Annotated in this window: 15 protein-coding genes; 9 read left to right on the top strand and 6 right to left on the bottom strand. The window is 65.2% G+C overall.

Annotated elements, in window-relative coordinates:
• The first annotated feature begins 190 nt into the window (after nt 1–190).
• From ybgF to MTX19_RS36785, 4 genes are all read left to right on the top strand, one after another.
• A complete protein-coding gene (gene ybgF, locus MTX19_RS36800; protein WP_280981558.1) occupies nt 191–1,228 on the top strand; it encodes a tol-pal system protein YbgF in 1,038 nt (345 codons plus the stop codon).
• 52 nt (nt 1,229–1,280) lie between these two features.
• Nucleotides 1,281–2,303, top strand: coding sequence for a tRNA lysidine(34) synthetase TilS (tilS, locus tag MTX19_RS36795; RefSeq protein ID WP_280985733.1), 1,023 nt, complete (start codon nt 1,281–1,283; stop codon nt 2,301–2,303).
• Between the two features lie 257 nt (nt 2,304–2,560).
• Nucleotides 2,561–4,483, top strand: coding sequence for an ATP-dependent zinc metalloprotease FtsH (ftsH, locus tag MTX19_RS36790; RefSeq protein WP_280975437.1), 1,923 nt, complete (start codon nt 2,561–2,563; stop codon nt 4,481–4,483).
• Between the two features lie 11 nt (nt 4,484–4,494).
• On the top strand, nt 4,495–4,917 hold the full coding sequence (locus MTX19_RS36785; RefSeq protein WP_280981557.1) for a DUF3052 family protein: 423 nt from the start codon (nt 4,495–4,497) through the stop codon (nt 4,915–4,917).
• A gap of 87 nt (nt 4,918–5,004) precedes the next feature.
• Here the strand turns inward: MTX19_RS36785 and MTX19_RS36780 are convergent, their stop codons facing one another.
• Both MTX19_RS36780 and MTX19_RS36775 read right to left on the bottom strand, forming a co-directional pair.
• On the bottom strand, nt 5,005–6,510 hold the full coding sequence (locus MTX19_RS36780) for a hypothetical protein (protein WP_280981556.1): 1,506 nt from the start codon (nt 6,508–6,510) through the stop codon (nt 5,005–5,007).
• A 292-nt stretch (nt 6,511–6,802) separates the two neighbouring features.
• Nucleotides 6,803–7,786 (bottom strand): phosphatase PAP2 family protein, encoded by a 984-nt coding sequence (locus MTX19_RS36775; RefSeq protein ID WP_280981555.1) that lies wholly within the window; start codon nt 7,784–7,786, stop codon nt 6,803–6,805.
• A 325-nt stretch (nt 7,787–8,111) separates the two neighbouring features.
• Here MTX19_RS36775 and MTX19_RS36770 point away from each other — a divergent pair, with 325 nt between their 5' ends.
• Both MTX19_RS36770 and MTX19_RS36765 read left to right on the top strand, forming a co-directional pair.
• Entirely contained in the window at nt 8,112–8,786 is a 675-nt protein-coding gene (locus tag MTX19_RS36770; RefSeq protein ID WP_280981554.1) for a TetR/AcrR family transcriptional regulator, read from the top strand.
• 87 nt (nt 8,787–8,873) lie between these two features.
• Entirely contained in the window at nt 8,874–9,302 is a 429-nt protein-coding gene (locus MTX19_RS36765; protein ID WP_280975442.1) for an OsmC family protein, read from the top strand.
• Nucleotides 9,303–9,353: 51 nt separating this feature from the next.
• Here MTX19_RS36765 and pyk read toward each other — a convergent pair whose 3' ends face one another.
• Complete coding sequence (pyk, locus tag MTX19_RS36760) at nt 9,354–10,793, bottom strand: pyruvate kinase (RefSeq protein WP_280981552.1); 1,440 nt, start codon at nt 10,791–10,793, stop codon at nt 9,354–9,356.
• On the bottom strand, nt 10,790–11,398 hold the full coding sequence (locus MTX19_RS36755; protein ID WP_280981551.1) for a DUF1036 domain-containing protein: 609 nt from the start codon (nt 11,396–11,398) through the stop codon (nt 10,790–10,792). Before MTX19_RS36755 ends, pyk begins: the two co-directional genes overlap by 4 nt.
• Before the next feature lie 197 nt (nt 11,399–11,595).
• On the opposite strand from MTX19_RS36755, the gene MTX19_RS36750 reads away from it, so the two are divergent.
• The 3 genes from MTX19_RS36750 (at nt 11,596) to MTX19_RS36740 (ending at nt 14,226) form a co-directional block, all read left to right on the top strand.
• Nucleotides 11,596–11,898, top strand: coding sequence for a DUF1244 domain-containing protein (locus tag MTX19_RS36750; protein ID WP_280981550.1), 303 nt, complete (start codon nt 11,596–11,598; stop codon nt 11,896–11,898).
• A 168-nt stretch (nt 11,899–12,066) separates the two neighbouring features.
• Nucleotides 12,067–12,336, top strand: coding sequence for a DUF2312 domain-containing protein (locus tag MTX19_RS36745; RefSeq protein ID WP_280975446.1), 270 nt, complete (start codon nt 12,067–12,069; stop codon nt 12,334–12,336).
• A 126-nt stretch (nt 12,337–12,462) separates the two neighbouring features.
• Nucleotides 12,463–14,226: an adenylate/guanylate cyclase domain-containing protein gene (locus MTX19_RS36740; RefSeq protein ID WP_280981549.1), complete on the top strand. Its 1,764-nt coding sequence runs from the start codon at nt 12,463–12,465 to the stop codon at nt 14,224–14,226.
• A 35-nt stretch (nt 14,227–14,261) separates the two neighbouring features.
• Here MTX19_RS36740 and MTX19_RS36735 read toward each other — a convergent pair whose 3' ends face one another.
• Entirely contained in the window at nt 14,262–15,851 is a 1,590-nt protein-coding gene (locus MTX19_RS36735) for a DUF882 domain-containing protein (RefSeq protein ID WP_280981548.1), read from the bottom strand.
• 265 nt (nt 15,852–16,116) lie between these two features.
• The gene (locus MTX19_RS36730; protein WP_280981547.1) at nt 16,117–18,477 is read right to left on the bottom strand and encodes a L,D-transpeptidase family protein; all 2,361 of its coding nucleotides are present in this window, start codon (nt 18,475–18,477) and stop codon (nt 16,117–16,119) included.
• Nucleotides 18,478–18,570: the final 93 nt, after the last annotated feature.

Genomic DNA, 18,570 nt, shown 5'->3' with positions numbered 1-18,570 from the left:
CGACAGCCTGTCAGCGCGCTGTCAGCTTGATGAACGACGTTGGGCGAATTGCCCGCTTGCTTGTTCCGGCGCCGGCACTAAACCATAGCCTTGCGACGTTGCCTGGGATTTGAAGGGCCAGTCACAATTCCGGCGTACTCCGTCCCTCAATGTGGCTCGCTTTTCACGTCGATATCGTCGTCAGGGCAAAATGTCATCCAGACTGCATTTTCTTCCTTCCGCCGCGGCGATCGCGGCGCTGCTCGCCGTTTCCGTTCCAGCTCTTGCACAATCCGACGATGCCGACGCCGAGATGCGGATCGAGCGGCTCGAGAATCAGCTCCGGCAACTGACCGGGCAGAACGAGGAGTTGCAGTACCGCAACCGCCAGCTCGAGGAGCGGCTGCGCCAACTCGGCGCTCAGCCGCCGGGCGCGCCCGGACAACCTGCGGCGCAGCCGAGCGTCGCTGCGGTGCCGCCGGCACAGCAGCCTCAGGCCTATCCGCAGGCTCAGCCCGGCTATGGGCAGCCGCAGCAGGGTTACGGCCAGTCGCAGCCCGGATACGGGCGGCAGGGCGGTTATGAGCAGCAGCCGCAAATCGCCGCTCCAGCGCCGATCGTGCAGGAGCCGACGCCGGCTGCGGCTCCCGGCCGTCGCGGCCGCGGCGATGCCTTCGATCCCAGCCAGAACCCGAACGCCCCGGGCGCGCCGCGCGCGCTGGGCGGCGGTCAGTTGCCGATGTCCAGCGATGCCGGGATTGGTGCTCCCGGCGGCCGCGGTGCGGGCGAGCCGCTCGATCTCGGCAATACGAGCCCGCAGCGTCCCCCCGGTGCCGGCGCAGGCCTGACCACGCTGCCGCCGTCGGCCACGCCGAAGGACGAGTTCGACCTCGGCATCGGCTACATGCAGCGCAAGGACTACGCGCTCGCCGAAGAGACCATGAAGAATTTCGCCCGGAAATATCCGAGCGACCCGCTGGTCGCGGATTCGCAATATTGGCTCGGCGAAAGCTATTTCCAACGCCAGCAATATCGGGACGCCGCCGAGACCTTCCTCGGCGTCACGACCAAGTACGACAAGTCGGCCAAGGCGCCGGACGCGCTGCTGAGGCTCGGCCAGTCGCTCGCGGCGCTCAAGGAAAAGGAAGCCGCCTGCGCCGCGTTCGGCGAAGTGACGCGCAAATATCCGCGGGCATCCGGCGGCGTGAAGGCCGCTGTCGATCGTGAGCAAAAACGGGTGAAGTGCTAAACCAGCTTTGGGGAGGCCGCATCCGGCCTTCTTGCGAAATGCTGGTCCTACGATGCCCGACGACGAATCCGCCATTCCGGCAAGGGACGCCAAACGCCTCTTCGCGGGCCTGGCGTCGGCGCCTGCGATCGTGCTCGCGGTGTCCGGCGGTCCTGATTCCGTCGCGCTGATGTGGCTCGCCGCACGCTGGCGCCGCGGGCTCTCGCGCGGGCCGCGGCTGATTGCCGTCACCGTCGATCACGGCCTGCGCCCCGAAGCCGCCCGCGAGGCCCGCGACGTCAAACGGCTGGCGCAAAGCCTCGAGCTGCCTCACAGCACGTTGCGCTGGACCGGACCCAAACCGAGAACCGGCGTGCCGGCGGCGGCCCGCGCGGCCCGCTATCGGCTGCTGGCGCAGGCTGCGCGCAAGTACGGTGCCACGCATGTCCTGACCGCGCATACCCGCGACGATCAGGCCGAGACGCTCCTGATGCGGATGTTGCGTGGTAGCGGCATCGCCGGTCTGTCGGCGATGGCCCGCGAGACCGAGCGCGAAGGGGTTCGGTTGACGCGGCCCTTGCTCGATATTTCCAAGGCGCGGTTGATTGCAACGCTGAACAAGGCGCGCATTGGTTTCGCCGACGATCCGACCAATCGCGATCCCGCATTCACGCGCCCGCGGCTGCGCGCACTGATGCCGGCGCTGGCGGAGGAGGGTGGCGATGCGAGGAGCCTGGCGCGACTCGCGGCCCGACTTGCACGCGCCAATGCCGCCGTTGAGGTGCTGGTCGACGGCGCCGAGCGCTATCTCGCGTTGAAGGAGCAAGATACTTCCCGCCCGGGCTTCGATGCCGCGCTGTTTGCCGCGATGCCTGAGGAGATTCGTCTGCGCCTCCTGAAGCGCGCCATCGACCGGACCGGACATGAAGGGCCCGCCGAACTCGGCAAGATCGAAACCTTGCTTGCGGCCGTGGATCATGCGGTGGCGCAACGCGGAGCCAGGCTGAAACAGACCCTCGCCGGGGCGGTCATCAGCGTGGCCAGCGGCCGAATCCGGGTCGAGCCGGCGCCGCCGCGCGGCGCGCGCTCCCGCTGACCCTGGGGGCGATTGCTTCAATCGTCGTCACAATCCGGCAGGGAGGCTTAACCACCCCCGAAAAACACCGGATTCCACGCCATTATTTGACCGGGAATTGCGCTAGGATGCGGTAAATAGTCATGCGTGGTTCCCTTGGCATCGACCCCAGCGGCACCTAGATTGTATGCATCGACGGGATGGATTCCCTGGGGATTCCCACAGAGCCGGCCCAAGGATAGGAGAGGCCGCGATCCGCGCGACCACGAAGGAACACAATGAACGCCAATCTGCGGAATTTCGCCCTCTGGGTCATCATCGTTTTGCTGCTGCTGGCGTTGTTCACGCTTTTCCAGAATCCGGGCCAGCGCACGTCCTCGCAGGACATCTCGTTTTCGCAGCTTTTGACTGAAGTCGATCAGGGCCACGTCCGCGACGTCGTGATCCAGGGACCGGAGATTCACGGCACGTTCACCAACGGTTCCAGCTTCCAGACCTATGCGCCGAGCGACCCGAGCCTGGTGAAGCGTCTCTATGACGCCAAGGTCTCGATCACCGCGAAGCCGCCGGGCGACAACGTGCCGTGGTTCGTGTCGCTGCTCGTCTCCTGGTTGCCGTTCATCGCGCTGATCGGCGTCTGGATCTTCCTTTCGCGGCAGATGCAGGGCGGCGCCGGCAAGGCGATGGGCTTTGGCAAGTCGCGCGCCAAGATGCTGACCGAGGCGCATGGCCGTGTGACCTTTGAGGATGTCGCCGGCGTCGACGAGGCCAAGCAGGATCTGCAGGAGATCGTCGAATTCCTCCGCGACCCCGGCAAGTTCCAGCGCCTCGGCGGACGCATTCCGCGCGGCGTGCTGCTGGTCGGTCCTCCCGGCACCGGCAAGACGCTGATCGCGCGCGCGGTCGCGGGCGAAGCCAATGTGCCGTTCTTCACCATCTCCGGTTCTGACTTCGTCGAGATGTTCGTCGGCGTCGGCGCGAGCCGTGTCCGCGACATGTTCGAGCAGGCCAAGAAGAACGCGCCCTGCATCATCTTCATCGACGAAATCGACGCGGTCGGCCGTCATCGCGGCGCCGGTCTCGGCGGCGGCAACGACGAGCGCGAGCAGACGTTGAACCAGTTGCTGGTCGAGATGGACGGCTTCGAGGCCAATGAAGGCGTGATCCTGATCGCGGCGACCAACCGTCCCGATGTGCTCGATCCCGCGCTGCTGCGTCCCGGCCGCTTCGACCGCCAGGTCGTGGTGCCGAACCCGGACGTCGTTGGCCGCGAGCAGATCCTCAAGGTTCACGTCCGCAAGGTGCCGCTGGCCCCGGATATCAACCTCAAGACCATCGCGCGCGGTACGCCCGGCTTCTCGGGCGCCGACCTGATGAACCTTGTCAACGAGGCCGCGCTGACCGCCGCCCGCCGCAACAAGCGGATGGTGACGCAGGCCGAGTTCGAAGAGGCCAAGGACAAGGTGATGATGGGTGCCGAGCGCAAGTCGCTCGTCATGACCGAGGAAGAGAAGTTGCTGACGGCCTATCACGAGGGCGGCCACGCCATCGTCGGCCTCAACGTCGTCGCGACCGACCCGATCCACAAGGCGACCATCATTCCGCGCGGCCGTGCGCTGGGCATGGTGATGCAGCTGCCGGAGCGCGACAAGCTGTCGATGTCGCTGGAGCAGATGACGTCGCGTCTCGCGATCATGATGGGCGGCCGTGTCGCGGAAGAGCTGATCTTCGGCCGCGACAAGGTGACTTCGGGCGCGGCCTCCGACATCGAGCAGGCGACCCGCCTTGCCCGCATGATGGTAACGCGCTGGGGTCTGTCGGAAGAGCTCGGCACCGTCTCCTATGGCGAGAACCAGGACGAGGTGTTTTTGGGCATGTCGGTCTCGCGCACGCAGAACGCGTCCGAGGCGACCGTCCAGAAGATCGACTCCGAGATCAAGCGTCTGGTCGAGGAAGGCTACAAGGAAGCGACCCGCATCCTCACCGAGAAGCACGACGATCTCGAGACGCTGGCCAAGGGCCTGCTCGAGTTCGAGACGCTGACCGGCGAAGAAATCACCGACCTCTTGAAGGGCAAGAAGCCCAATCGCGAGTCGGTGCTGGAGCCTTCAACGCCGCGCGCGTCGGCGGTGCCGCCGGCCGGCAAGCCGCGCCCGCGTCCCGATCCGGACGCCGGTATGGAACCGCAGCCGCAGGCATAAGCCTTGCAGCCATGGTCGGCTACTCCGGCAGCAAGTCAGTTGTACAGAAGCTCGGCCTCAAGCCGGGCTTTTGTATTTTCGTGGACGGATTGCCCGTGGCCTATGCCGACGTCGTCGGCGCACTGCCTCTCGATGTGCGGATCGCGAAGACCGCGAAGGGGCCGCTGGACGTCGTGCATCTGTTTGCGGCCGTGGCCAAGGGGCTTGCGGCCAAGCTCAGCCGCTACCGGCAGGCGATCGCGCCAGATGGCACGATCTGGGTGTCCTGGCCCAAGAAGAGTTCGGGTGTCGCGACCGACCTTACAGAGACGGCGGTGCGCGAGACCGCGCTCGCGGCCGGTCTCGTCGACATCAAGGTCTGTGCCGTGGACGAGGTCTGGTCGGGGCTGAAATTCGTGATTCCCCTCAAGGAGCGGGGCAAGGCGCCAAAATAACGTCCGCGACCTGTTCGGCGAGCTCCAGACCGGGAGAACGGATCGCCGTAGAGCGCACACCGTCCTCGGATGGCGCGCAATCGCAGTCTAGTTGGATTTCTCCGCGGCGGGCGGTGCGCCTTCCGCCGCCTCGTCCGACCGGACATGGATCACCGCGACGTCATCTTTGTAGATCCGCTTCCAGCCCTGCACGTGATCCAGTGCGTGTCCCATGGGAGACGTTGCATTCAGCAGCGTGGCGTCGATCCGATATTTGTCGAGCAGGCCCAGCATCTGACCGACGTCGCGGGCTTCGGTCGCATCGAAATAATCGAGCACGTATTGCTCGCCATACAGCTCGGCGCGGCCGTCGATGAACACCTTCATGTCGCGGGTGACCATATAGCCGCCGAACGGCGCAGTGCTGAAGATGCGCTGGGCACCGCGCTTTTGCAGCAGGTCAACCGCGGCGACGGGAGTGGCGCTCGGGTTGAAGAGGAAGGGATGATGCGCGGCGAAGGTCTTCGTCGACACCGTTCCTCCGATCAGGATCGCGATCGCAACAAGGATGGTGATGAGGGGTGCCGATCGAGTTTCCTCAAAGGCGGATGTGCGGTCGCCGGCGGTTCCCCATTGTTCAGCGATCGGCTTGGCCAGCACGAGCGGCGCCAGCAACGCGAACACCTCGATGTTCCGGACATGCGTCAGCGCCATCCAGATCAAGCCGACCAGCAGCAGGATCCGCGGCACCGAGAGCGTCAGCTTGCGATAGAAGGCGACGCCGATCAGCGCCAGAAGCGTGGCTTCGAAGAAGGTGAACTTGCTGAAGTCAACCGGCATCCATTCCCAGATCAGCGACAGCAGCTTGCCGAGGCTGAGGATCTTGAACGCGCCCAGCAGCGTATCCCAGCCATAGGGCGTCAGGCAGCTTGCGACGAGCGCGGCGATGCCGAACAGTGCCCAGCGCATGGCAAGCTGAATGCGGCGGTTCGACTCAGCGCTCCAGATCGCCTCGAGCCCGATCGGTCCGATCAGCGCCAGTCCGAGCACGAAGCCGCCATGCAGGTTGGCCCACAGCGTCATCAGCGGCAGCAGGAGCCATGACGGATGCGTGCGGCGGTCGGCAGCCGACATCAGCCCGCCGATAAAGGCCAGCAAGCACGGCAGCGCCAGCACGTGCGGCCGCGCGAAGAAGTGCGATGCCGATTGCAGCAGGGCCAGCGCCGCGATCAGGATCGAACGCGCCGAATCGAAATACGGGCTCAGCAGATAGAGGAAGATCGTGATGGTCGCGCCAACCGCGATCGAGGACAGGATCACCGGTCCGGCCCAGTCTCCCGGCCCGTAGGTGATGGCAAGGAGGACCTGCGACAGCCACGAGCTCGAGATCCAGGCTTCGCCATACTTGGTGAACGAGAACACGTCCGTGTGAGGCACGGCACCGTGTTCGAGAATCCACTGTCCGACCTTGATCTGCCACATCGAGTCGGAATCCCGCAGCAGGATTTCGCCCGCGAACAGGAAGAACAGATAGACGCCTGCACCGGCGCAGAGCGGCACCAGCCCTCGGGCCATGCTGCGGTTCGTCACGCTGCTGGTGATGGAAATCGACATGGGCTTTTCTTGGCTTAACCGGGGACAAGGTCGGGTGCGACGCACGCCTACAGGATCATGGTTTCCGATAAATTCGGGTAAACTCCGCGCTCGACCTGTGCGGCTTTGATCGGGGCGGGAAGGCGCTCATCGGCTGCGCGCCACGCGATGCGCGGCACAAGTGGCCGAAGGATCGGCCGAACCGCGGGAAATCGCGGGCTGTGCCGGCGCAGATAGTTCGAAATCGAACGATCATTTTAGATCGCGATTTACTATGGCGGACGATCAGTCCCACGCCCGTAAGCAGCTGCAGTCAGCGCGCGTCTGCTTCGAGGGGCCTCGTCGGGACATAGCCGAGCTCGGCGACAGGCGCGCGGCTGTCGAGGAAGGCGGTGGCGTACTTTGCCGCGGCGATGCAGATCACCGCGAGCAGAACCCCGGCGATCACGTCGATGACGTAATGCGCGCCGATCACCGGCGTCGATGCGACCATCAGCACGTTCATCACGGCCGCCACGATGCCAATCACGCGCACCGGCCACAGCGCCCACAAATAGAGCACAGCGGACGCGGCGTGGAAGCTCGGGAATGACACGACGCCCGCGAGCTCGAATAATTTGAGATGACGGAGCACGCCGGAACGCACCGCCAGGATGTCACGCAGCTGGGCCTCGTAGACCTTGGTGTGGACGGAAGGGAAATCGGCGGGCGAGATGTTCAAGCCGTAGAAGGTGCCGACGGCCGGCACGAGCGCTGAAATCACGAGCGTGACGGCCAATGCAAGGCTGAACGCAGCAATGAACTGCTGCAGCCTGACCAGCCGCAGCGTTGCGGCCAGGATGATGGGAACGCCCAGCAGAAACCACTTGATGAATCCGTATCCGGTCACGAGCGAGCTCATCAGCCATGCGTGATCGTTCACGAAGCTGAGGAGCGCTTCGGGATCGAGACCCATCGCGCGATCGATCGCGAGGAAGGTGTGATCCTGCAGCGGCCAGTTGAGCGCGAGCGCCACATAGGTCAGCGGTCCCATGATCGTCACGATCAAGAGCAACTGGGCGATGGCGCCGAGGCCGAAAATCAGTTTCGGATCGGCGGCCGATCCGCGCGCCCAGAAATACAGATAGACCATCAGCGCGAATTCGCCGGCCATGCCGCTCATCACGCCGAACGCGACCGGCTCGAGCGAGAAGCCTGCAAACAGCACCGCGAGCAGCAGCACGCTGCTCATCACTGCAATCGGAATCCAGTTGAGATTGAAGAGCCGCCAGGCAAGGCGGGTGTCCGATTCAGTCATGACCGCACCCGAAGATGAGAGCGGTAGATTCCCCGACCTCCTTTAAAATGAGGATAACGGCGGTACGCAATCTCGATTCATGACTCGGTCACGTGCCCACAATGTGTGGCGATCGGTGCCAGCCCGCCGTCAGAAGCGGCCGCTTGTGCAATCCTGACGAGCATTCCGGCCGTCGCAAAATCCTTACAATTCCACCTTGTGTTTCGGTCTGAATAGTTGTTCACTTCTTGTGGCGATTGCGGGATCAATCGCTCAAGACTTTGAAGACGCGTGCGTTCTGCCGGTGGGCGCCGGCCGGGTGCACGCCCGGGGGGACGGCAACGCCATGGTCTATCGGCGCACTCATCAAGTCGTGAAACGGCTGGCTGCCCGGCGCAGCGCAATCCTGTCCGCGGCGCGCGACGCGGCGGTCGACGGCGGTATGGCGGCTGTCCAGATCGCGCCGGTCGCGGTCCGCGCCAATGTCGCGGCCGGGACCGTCTATCGCTATTTCCCCTCGAAGGCCGATCTGATCTCGGAACTGATCGCGGATGTGTCGCGTGACGAGCTCGCCGCAATCCGCCGCGCCGCGGATGCCGCGCCCGGGCCGTCATCGGCGCTGGCGGCGGCGGTGACGACCATCGCGGTCCACGTGCTGTCGCAGCGCAAGCTCGCCTGGGGCATCCTTGCCGAGCCGGTCGATGTCGACGTCACCGCCTCGCGTCTGGCCTGCCGGCGTGACATTTCCGGCGAGCTTGCGACGCGCATCGACGCCGCGGTGCGCGCCGGCCATCTGCCGGCCCAGGACACCGCCCTGGCGGCCACGGCCCTGCTCGGCGCGCTGCACGAGGCGCTTGTCGGTCCGCTGGCGCCGGTCAATCTCGACGATCCCGTGAAGCTGCGCGATGCGGTGCAGACCGTGACCCTGCTCGCGCTGCGCGCGGTCGGCGTCATGGATGCGCGCGCCCGTGGCCTCGTGGTGCAGGCGACCACGCCGGCCAAGGCGCTGGTCGGGGCCTGAGATCGGGGTCGCGGTGCGAACACTTTCTGTCGCATCGGCGTTGTAGCTTCGGGGGCGCTGGGTAAAGCCAACCTCTAGGAGCAACGCATGACGACGACCCATGGCTCGGCCAAATGGCAGGGCGGCATCAAGGACGGCAAGGGCGCGATCTCGACCAAGAGCGGAGCGCTCACGGATTATCCCTATGGCTTCGCCAGCCGCTTCGAGGGCAAGCCGGGCTCGAACCCCGAAGAGCTGATCGGCGCGGCGCATGCCGCGTGCTTCACGATGGCCCTGTCGTTGATCCTGGGCGAAGCCAAGCTGACGGCCGAGCACATGGAGACCAAGGCCGATGTGGCGCTGGAAAAGGTCGGCGACGGCTTTGCCATCACCTCGGTGCACCTGACGCTGACCGCGAAAATCCCGGGTGCGGACAACGCGAAGTTTCAGGAGCTTGCCGGCAAGGCAAAGGCCGGATGTCCGGTGTCGAAACTGCTCAACACCAAGATCGCGCTCGACGCGACGTTGCAGGGCTGATCGGCCCACCCCCGTTCCGGGGTCAGGCCTGGCCCGAACGCTGCGGCGCGGTCAGATGATTTCCGCGTCGCCGTTCGGCCCGACCGAGGCGATGCGCAGCATGTTGGTGGTGCCGGGCGCGCGCAGCGGCACGCCGGCGACGATGATGACGCGCTGGCCGGCCTTGGCGAAACCGTCCCTGAAGGCAATCGAGCCGGCGCGGTTGACCATGTCGTCGAGGTCGTGCGCGTCCTCCGCGACCACGCAATGCACGCCCCAGACGACGGAAAGCTTGCGGCCGGTGACGAGGTTCGGCGTGATCGCGACCACCGGCACCTTGGGCCGCTCGCGCGCGACGCGGATTGCGGTCGAGCCCGAGGAGGTCCAGCAGATGATGGCCGACAGGTCGAGCGTCTCGGCGATCTGCCGCGCGGCATCGGCAATGGCATCGCCCACCGTCGGCTCGGGATCGACGCGCTGCGCGTTGAGCACGCCGCGATAGGTCGGGTCGCGTTCCACCTCCTCGCCGATGCGATTCATGGTCGAGACGGCTTCCACCGGGAACTTGCCGGCGGCCGATTCCGCCGACAGCATGATGGCGTCGGCGCCCTCGTAGACGGCGGTGGCAACGTCGGAGACCTCGGCGCGCGTCGGCACCGGCGTCTGGATCATCGATTCCAGCATCTGGGTGGCGATCACGACCGGCTTGCCGGCGCGGCGCGCCATGCGTGTCATCTGCTTCTGCAGGCTCGGCACACGTTCCAGCGGTAGCTCGACGCCGAGATCGCCGCGCGCAACCATCAGGGCATCCGACGCGTCGATGATGTCGGCAAGACGGTCGATCGCCTGCGGCTTCTCGATCTTGGCCATCACGGCGGCGCGGCCGCGGATCATCTTCTTGGCCTCGTGCACGTCCTCGGCGCGCTGCACGAAGGAAAGCGCGACCCAGTCGATCCCAGTGGCCAGCGCGGCATCGAGGTCGGCGCGGTCCTTCGGCGTCATCGCCGAGACCGGCAGATCGGTGTCGGGCAGGCTGACGCCCTTGCGATCCGACATCCGGCCGCCGATCACCACGCGCGTCACGGCGCGCTCGGGGGAGGTTTCCTCGGCGATCAGCCGCACCTTGCCGTCGTCGAGCAAGAGCGCATGACCCGGGCGAAGCGCGGCCAGGATCTCCGGATGCGGAAGCTGGACGCGGTTGTTGTCGCCGGGCGTCTTGTCGGAATCGAGAATGAAGGTCTGGCCGTTATTGAGCTGGGTCGACCCTTCCGCGAAGGCGCCGAGCCGCAGCTTCGGTCCTTGCAGGTCGACCAGGATGCCGATCGGCCGGCCATAGCTCGATTCGACATTGCGGATGGTCTTGACCAGTTCCCGCATCTTGTCGTGCGGGGTGTGGCTCATGTTGATACGGAACATGTCGGCGCCGGCCTCGAACAGCTTGCGGATCATCGCGCTGTCTGAGGAGGCCGGCCCGAGGGTTGCGAGGATCTTGATGCGGCGCAGTCGTCTCATTGCTTGTGTCCGGGCGTTGCGGCTGGCGGCAGACCAGACGCGCCCGGAGGCGTTGCGCCCGGCGGCGGATTTGGCAGGCCGGGCATCGCTCCGGGATTGTCGGGAGCTACTCCGCCCGGCATTCCCGGCAATTTCTGCGGCTGTTGTTCGTTGGCCTCTGTCAGCTGGACGGTCCATGCACGCTGCTCGCCGGTGTCGACCTCGAAGAAGCCGGTGCGGTCATAGCCGCGCGCAAGGCAATTCTCGGTGCCCTTGATGGTGAATTCCTTGTCGCGCGAGCACATGAACGCCTGGCCGGACCATTCGCCGCCGCGGTCATAATCCAGCGCGTAAATGTAATAATAGCGTGCGACCAGATTGCCGCGCAGCAGCGTCTCGCAGGCGCGCGACGACACGTTCCACCAGCCTTCGGTGGTCCAGCCCTCGGCGTCCTTGTAGCCGAGCGCGATGCCGACCCGGCTCGAGGTGTTGTTGCACAGCCGGAAATCGGCGGCCGCCGGACTCGTCCACAGGCATGCCGCGACGAGTGCCAGTATCGGCAGGACGCCGGCCAGAATCAGGCGGGTGCCGCGGGTGGTTGAAGCGGGGGAAGCTGTTGGACTCATGCGGCGAAGCTATATCAAATCATTGACGATTTCGCGTGCCCCGGCGGGAACTGTCAACGGTCGGGACGCGCATTTCCGCGTTACCACGCGGTACATGGGGGCCGATCCAGTGCTGTTTTGCGCGGCGATATGGCAAAAACTGTGACAATTCCCACTTGTTATCAATATGGTGCCGATGAAACATCGGGATGACGGCGATGAACATTGACGACAAAACCAGAACAGAGCTCGAGGCCGCGGTCTTCCGGCGCCTCGTCGACCACCTGCGCAGCCGGACCGATGTCCAGAACATCGATCTGATGAACTTGGCCGGCTTCTGCCGCAACTGCCTGTCCAACTGGATGAAGGAGGAGGCCGACGCCAAGGGGATTGCGGTCAGCAAGGACGAGAGCCGCGAGGCGGTCTACGGCATGCCCTATGAGGAGTGGAAGGCCAAATATCAGGACAGCGCCACGCCCGAGCAGCTTGCTGCAATGAAGAAATCCCACCCCGGACATTAAGCCCGTGTGACATCGTTCCATCGGCGACCCGCATCTCCTGTGGGCGCGCTGTGGATGAGTGCGATGTTTCCTTGACGGAACGCGCCCCAAAATCGAGGGTCGCTCGCAACAAGCGGTGCGCAGGACGCGTATTCGCGTGACATTTCAATGCCAGTTCAGGAGTGCGCGATGGCCACGTCTGCCGCCGTCAAGGAAGAGCCCGCAACGCGATTTGCCAAGGATCAGCTCAAGTCGATCATCGAACGCATCGAGCGGCTGGAAGAAGAGAAGAAGACCATTTCCGACGACATCCGCGACGTCTATGCCGAGAGCAAGGGCAATGGTTTCGACGTCAAGGCGCTACGCGCCATCATCCGTCTGCGCAAGCAGGATCCGAACGAGCGTCAGGAGCAGGAGACCATTCTCGAGACCTATATGCAGGCGCTCGGGATGCTGTAAGCCGGCAGACCTGTCCGGCTGGCGGGGTCTGGTTCAGGACGCCGCTTCAAGGTCTGGGCCATTAAGCCTTGGGTCCATTTCCGGGATTTGCTACACTGCCCGGTGAGGTAACCGGGCAGATCGCAGATGGATGTGCCAGGACCAGAGCGCCGGCTCGCTGCGGTCCTCGCGGCTGATATGGTCGGCTATAGTCGGCTCATGGAGGCCGACGAGACGGGTACGCTTGCGCGCCTCAAGACCCACCGGATCGAGCTGATCGATCCGGCCATCACCAAGAACCGCGGCCGCATCATCAAGACCACCGGCGACGGCATGCTGGTCGAATTCCACAGCGTCGTCGACGCGGTGCTGTGCGCCGCGGAAGTGCAGCGCCGGATGGCGAAGCGCAATACCGACGTCGCGCCGGCGCGATGGATGCAGTTTCGCATCGGCATCAATCTTGGCGATGTGATCGTTGACGGCAACGACATCTTCGGGGACGGCGTCAACGTCGCGTCCCGTCTGGAAACGCTGGCCGAGCCAGGCGGCATCTGTGTTTCGGCCGCGGTCCGTGACCAGGTCGGGGATCGTCTGGAAGATCTGAGCTTCGAGGATATCGGCGATCAAACGGTCAAGAACATCGTCCGCCCGATCCGCGTCTTCCGCATCCGTCTTGAGTCGGATTCAAAATCCGTCCCAGCGCATCCGCAAGGAACGGCAGCGCCCTCGGTCGCCAGGAAACCCTCGATTGCAGTGCTGCCGCTCGTCAACATGAGCGGCGATCCCGAGCAGGAGTTCTTTGCCGACGGCCTCACCGAGGACATCATCACCGAGCTGTCGCGCTTCCACGATCTGCTCGTGATCTCGCGCAACTCGACCTTCGTGTACAAGGGCAAGGCCGTGAAGGTGCAGGACGTCGCGAAGGAATTTGCGGTCGACTATGTGCTCGAGGGCAGCGTGCGGAAGGCGGGCGGCCGCATCCGCGTCACGGTGCAGCTGATCGACGCCGAGGCCGACCGGCACGTCTGGGCCGAGCGCTATGACCGCGAGCTTGCCGATATCTTCGCCATCCAGGACGAGATGACACGCGCAATCGTGGCGACGTTGCCGGGCCGCGTCGAGGCTGCCGCCCATGACCGCGTCAAGCGCAAGCCGACCGACAACATGGCAGCCTATGAATGCGTGCTGGCCGCCAAGATTCTGCACCATCGCTCGGCGCGGGAGGACAATGCGGAAGCGCAGCGTCTGCTGGAGCGCGCGATTGCGCTCGACCCCAACTATGCTCATGCGCACGCCTGGCGGGCCTGCGTGCTTGGGCAGACCTGGGTCTATAATTGGTGCGACGATCGCGACGCGACCTTCGAGCAGGTGGCCGCGGAGCTCGAGATCGCGCTCAAGCTCGACGATAACGACAGCGACGTGCACCGGATCCTCGCCGCGCTGAACCTCAATCGCGACGACCACGACAAGGCAACCTTCCATCAGGAACGCGCGCTCGCGCTCAATCCGAATTACGACCTTGTCGTCGTGCAGCAGGGCGAGCTTTTGACCTGGCTCGGGCGGCCGGAGGAGGGCACCGACTGGATCAAGCGCGCGATGCGCCTCAATCCGTATCACCCCGAGCGTTTCTGGAGCCATCTCGGCCGGGCCTGCTATTGCGCCGAAAAATACGCCGATGCCGCCGATGCATTCTCGCGCATTACGCGGCCCGATCACACCCATCACGCCTTCCTTGCGGCGACACTGGCGCAGATGGGCAATGCAGTGGCGGCCGGCGCGCACGCCGCCGAGGTGCTGAAGCGCGAACCGACGTTCTCGGTCGCCGCGCATCTGGCCACCCAGCATTACAAGCATGAACTCGACCGGGCCCGCTACGAGGCCGGCTTGCTCAAGGCTGGGCTGCCGGCTTGAACCGGCTGCGCGCGAGGACGAACTTGAGGTGGAATCTAGCGCAGCGAGGCGGTGCGCACGAACGACTGGGTCGCCAGGACGGCCGTGGCGGTCCCCGAGAAGCGGTCGCAGGTCATCCCCATCATCGGATCATCCGAGAAGGTCATCGCGACTGACGTCTCCGGCTTGACGAAGTGAGCGCGCATCAGGCTCATGTCGGTATCACCAAGCACCGTGGTCAGCATGCCGTTGCTGGCGCTTGGCGCCAGCATCACGACACGCATCCAGACTTCGTTGCCCTTGGCGGCCGAAATGCGGGCCGACGTCATGATCACGTCCTGACCCTGCGCACCCTTGGCAACAACGGTGTTGATCTCGGTCGCTGCCGCGGCGGCGTTGCGGGTCGGGCGCACGCTGCGCGGCACCGGCGCGGACGCGGCGACGATGTGGGCGCGGTCAACCGGCGAGGACGCAGCCGGTGCGTAGGCGAGCGCCTTGTTGAAGTTCTCCGTTGCGCTGGCGGTCGTCTGCGGATCGGTGGCGCCAACGGCTTCGCGGGCTTTCAGCGCTGCGATCTGCTCCGGCGAGGCCTGCTTCGGCGTGGCCGTCGCATCGCCCCAGAAGCCGCGGGCGTTGATGATGTCAGCGGGCGACTGCGGCTGCGACCCGCTGTTGTCGGCGGCCTGGACCTGCGGCTTGTCCTTCGCTGCCGGAACGAGTTGCGCGTCGGCCGCGGCGAGCTGGATCGCGGCCATGATCTGCGGCTTGGCGCGCGGCATCGGCACGGGGTCGGCGGATTTGGCGGGCGCCGCGGCCGCGACCACGGTGTTGGCCGCGGGCTTGTCGTTCACGGGCGCCGTGGCTTCGTCTTCGTCGTCATTCGACTTGCCGCCGCCGAACAGCTTGGCGAACAGGCTCGGCTTGGCGAGGGTCGCTGCGTCGTCGCCATTGCCGCGCCGCTCGATGTCGGCCTTGGCGAGCTCATATCCCTTCAGCGGCGTGCCGTCGGTCGGGATATGAACGGTGCGGCCGTCCGGGAACACCTTGACCAGCTGCTCGCGCGTCATGCGCGGCCAGTGGCGGATATTGCCGCTGTCGAGATGGACGAAGGGCGAGCCCGAGGTCGGATAGAAGCCGACGCCGCCGCGCTGCAGGCGGAGGCCGGCGTAGCGGATCTGCTCGAGCGGCACGCCGGGAATGTAGAAGTCCATCGCATGCCCCAGCATGTGCTGGCTGTGGCGCGCAACGCCCGAGGAGCGGCGGCGGAGCATGGCGTTGGTGGAGGGAGAGCGATAGGCGGAAATGATCTGGATCGGCTGCTTGCCGCCGACGTCGCGATAGACTTCCCACAGGATGTCGAACAGGTGACGGTCCATCACCGTCTCATCCTGGTTGCGCCAGTCGCGTAAATAATGATTGAGCTGCTTCAGCGCGGCTTCGTCGTAGCGGCCATCGCGCTTGAAGGTGACGGTGAGGTCTTCGCCGGAATGGGTGTGGTGGAAGGAGAGGGTGCGGGTTTCGTTCAGCGCGGTCGCGTCGTGAACCGATCCGGCCCCGGCAAGGAGCAGCAGCAAGGTCAGGCCGACTTGGTACCCGGCCTTAGGCAGCGACAACGGAATGAAGCGGCGTGCGAAAACAGCCAGCACTATGAGCCCACCCAGTCGACGAGCGTTCGGTCGGCATCTTCGCAGACCCCCTGCGAATGACGGTGAACGCTTTCTTAAAGCGGGAGGGTTAACCGAGGTTTACCGACCCGCCCCCAAGTTAGCCTTAACTAACTGATTGAGTGTGGCGAAAAATAGCCCGGTACCGTGGCAGCGACCGGTAATGGTTAACATCAACGATCTCGTCTTTTGGACGAGATCGTTGATTTCACTTCAAAATTTACCAAAATCCGGCCCAGGCCACAGATTAACGGGTGTACACCCGACGCTGCTGCTGAGCCTGACCGCGGCGGACCGGTTGCGGCTCCGGCTGTCCGAATCCCCCGAACAGGCGCTCGAAGAAGTTTGGTCCGGAGGAATTCCAGCCGCCGTTATCACCGGCGACGCTGACGCCAGGGGGCAGGCTGCTGCTCGCCGGCCGCGAGTAGCTCGGCTGCGCATGTGCCACCACCGTTTCGAGGTCCTTGCCGCGGCTGTTCTTGAGCAGCGACAGCATGGTGGCGTCGCGGCCGTAGATGTCCTTGCGGAACTCCAGCTTGCCGGCGTCGTCCACGAACGCGGTCTGGTAGGTGATGTTCACCGGGATCGGCGTCGGGAATTTCAGGTCGACTTCGCTCGAGCCGTACATGCTGCGGATCCGCTCCGGCGTGTAGTGCGCATTCGGCTCAGTGATGTTGAGCAGGATGGAGGCGTACTGGTCCGGGTTCTGCACCCGCATGCAGCCGTGGCTGTAGGCACGCTCTTGCTTGGCGAACAGGTACTTGTCCGGCGTGTCGTGCTGATAGACCAGGAACTTATTCGGGAAGTTGAAGCGGATGCGGCCGAGCGCGTTGGCCTCGCCCGGCGGCTGCGAGATGTGGATCGTGCCGTCGCGGTTTCGCTCGAGCTTGAGGCCCATGCGTTGCAGCACCGTCGGATCCTGCTGCAGGGCCGGCAGATATTCGTTGTAGATGATCGAGGGCGGCACATTCCAGGTCGGGTTGACCGTGATGTACTTCATCGTCTCGGTCAGGAGTGGCGTGGCATGCTGGCCGGGCTTGCCGGTCACGACGCGCGTGGACCAGACCTGCGCGCCGTTCTGCATCACCTTCAGCGTGTAGTCGGGGATGTTGAGGATCACATAGGCATTGCCGACATTGGCCGCGCCGAGCTGGCGCGGCAGCCAGCGCCATCGCTCCATATTGACGATCACGGTGTCGATCTGCCTGTCGCGCTTCGGGCTGTTCAGCGCCTTGACGGTGCGGTCGTCGAGAACGCCTGATGGCTTGAGGTCGACGCTGCTCTGGAATTTCTGCACCGCCCTGGCGACCGTCGCGTCATACGTCGTGCTGCCGGGATTCTCCGTGATGCCGAGCTTGTTGCGCAGGTCGGGCACGCGCGGATCGTCCATCTCGACCGCCGCCTGCTTCCTGCCGCGGGCGGCGACATATCGCAGCACCGGTCCCTCGGCGATCCGGATGACGGGCCCGTCGCCCTGGCCGCGCAGCTCCGCGAGCTTCTTCTTCAGCTCCTTGTAGAGCTTGTGCGGCGGGTTGTAGCTGTCCAGCGTCGCGGATGCGTCCTTGGCGGAGGTCACGTTCGCAAACACTTCCGCCGGATCGATCGGGTGCTCGGGATAGAGGATGTCGGCCGACACCTGCGACCAGTGCATGCGGCCGCTCTGCGCCTGCCGCGCATAGTCCAGCATGCTGCCGGCGAGTTTCAGCTCGGCTTCGGCCAGCGCGTCCGGCGAGGTCGCGGCGGCGAAATCCGGCACCGGATAGTCTTCCGGATCGAGGCCGTCGGAGGCGGCATCCTTCAGGCGCGCGATGACGCCATTGCCGGTCTCGGTCAGCTTGCCGGCCTTCGTGAAGACCGGGGCGTAGTCGCGGGCCGAATAGAATTTCTCGGCTGCCGCGCGTTCGTTCTTGCGGTCGAAGGGGCGCAGCGACTTGCTGGCGAGCAGCTCGCGCAGCTTGTCGGCGACGGGCTGATCTTCGGCCGGAACGTTGCTCGCGGCCTTGGCAGGTTCGGTTGCCGGGGCAGCAGCAGTGGCGGGAGCCGGAGTAGCGGCGGGCGCCGCTGCCGTTGCAGGAGTTGTCGCGGGCGATGCCGCGGTTGCCGGGGCCGGCGCGGCTGCGGGGGCGACCGCGGTATCGGTCTTCGGCGCGTCGGCGGGCTTGCTGTCGGTTGCCGGCGTGGTGGCAACGTTCGCGGGCTTCGGCTCGGTGGTCGTCGCCGTCGCGCTCGACTCGGCCGGCTTCACATCGGCCGGTTTTGCATCAACCGCCTTTGCGTCGCCGGGTTTGGCGTCGGTGGACTTTGCATCCGTGGGCTTTGCATCCGTGGACTTGGCGTCGGTCGCCTGCGCATCGGCCGGCTTCGTGTCGGTCGCCTTCTTGGCGTCCGGCAGCGCGGCGGTCGTGTCCATCTTGAAATCGCTGGCGGTCGGCGGCGGCACGTTGGCCGGTTCGGGACGCGGGATCGCGGCGTCGATGGCGAGTTCCGCGGGGCTGGAGCGAGATGTGTCCTGTGCGAAAGCTGCGGTCGCGGACACCGTGAGGAAGGTTGCCGCGACGGCCATCAATACGCGGTCAAATCCCCGACGGTCGTTCGAACAGTCACGCATCGTCACACCCCCTGGGCGAAACTGCCCGTGCACTGGAGCAGTTCAAGTCAGTGTTTGGTCTCGCAGCTTGCGCGGAAGCGCCGGCCTTCTCGA

Source organism: Bradyrhizobium sp. ISRA464, assembly GCF_029910095.1.
Lineage (GTDB): Bacteria > Pseudomonadota > Alphaproteobacteria > Rhizobiales > Xanthobacteraceae > Bradyrhizobium.
Note: the sequence above shows the minus strand (reverse complement) of the source record. Positions and strands in the feature narration are given on the sequence as shown.

Excerpts from the sequence above, each read along its gene's own strand:
- pyk (WP_280981552.1), bottom strand. The coding sequence starts at position 10,793 with ATGAGACGACTGCGCCGCATCAAGATCCTCGCAACCCTCGGGCCGGCC.
- ybgF (WP_280981558.1), top strand. The coding sequence starts at position 191 with ATGTCATCCAGACTGCATTTTCTTCCTTCCGCCGCGGCGATCGCGGCG.
- ftsH (WP_280975437.1), top strand. The coding sequence starts at position 2,561 with ATGAACGCCAATCTGCGGAATTTCGCCCTCTGGGTCATCATCGTTTTG.
- MTX19_RS36730 (WP_280981547.1), bottom strand. The coding sequence starts at position 18,477 with ATGCGTGACTGTTCGAACGACCGTCGGGGATTTGACCGCGTATTGATG.
- MTX19_RS36750 (WP_280981550.1), top strand. The coding sequence starts at position 11,596 with ATGAACATTGACGACAAAACCAGAACAGAGCTCGAGGCCGCGGTCTTC.
- tilS (WP_280985733.1), top strand. The coding sequence starts at position 1,281 with ATGCCCGACGACGAATCCGCCATTCCGGCAAGGGACGCCAAACGCCTC.
- MTX19_RS36785 (WP_280981557.1), top strand. The coding sequence starts at position 4,495 with ATGGTCGGCTACTCCGGCAGCAAGTCAGTTGTACAGAAGCTCGGCCTC.
- MTX19_RS36770 (WP_280981554.1), top strand. The coding sequence starts at position 8,112 with ATGGTCTATCGGCGCACTCATCAAGTCGTGAAACGGCTGGCTGCCCGG.
- MTX19_RS36740 (WP_280981549.1), top strand. The coding sequence starts at position 12,463 with ATGGATGTGCCAGGACCAGAGCGCCGGCTCGCTGCGGTCCTCGCGGCT.
- MTX19_RS36755 (WP_280981551.1), bottom strand. The coding sequence starts at position 11,398 with ATGAGTCCAACAGCTTCCCCCGCTTCAACCACCCGCGGCACCCGCCTG.
- MTX19_RS36745 (WP_280975446.1), top strand. The coding sequence starts at position 12,067 with ATGGCCACGTCTGCCGCCGTCAAGGAAGAGCCCGCAACGCGATTTGCC.
- MTX19_RS36775 (WP_280981555.1), bottom strand. The coding sequence starts at position 7,786 with ATGACTGAATCGGACACCCGCCTTGCCTGGCGGCTCTTCAATCTCAAC.
- MTX19_RS36765 (WP_280975442.1), top strand. The coding sequence starts at position 8,874 with ATGACGACGACCCATGGCTCGGCCAAATGGCAGGGCGGCATCAAGGAC.
- MTX19_RS36780 (WP_280981556.1), bottom strand. The coding sequence starts at position 6,510 with ATGTCGATTTCCATCACCAGCAGCGTGACGAACCGCAGCATGGCCCGA.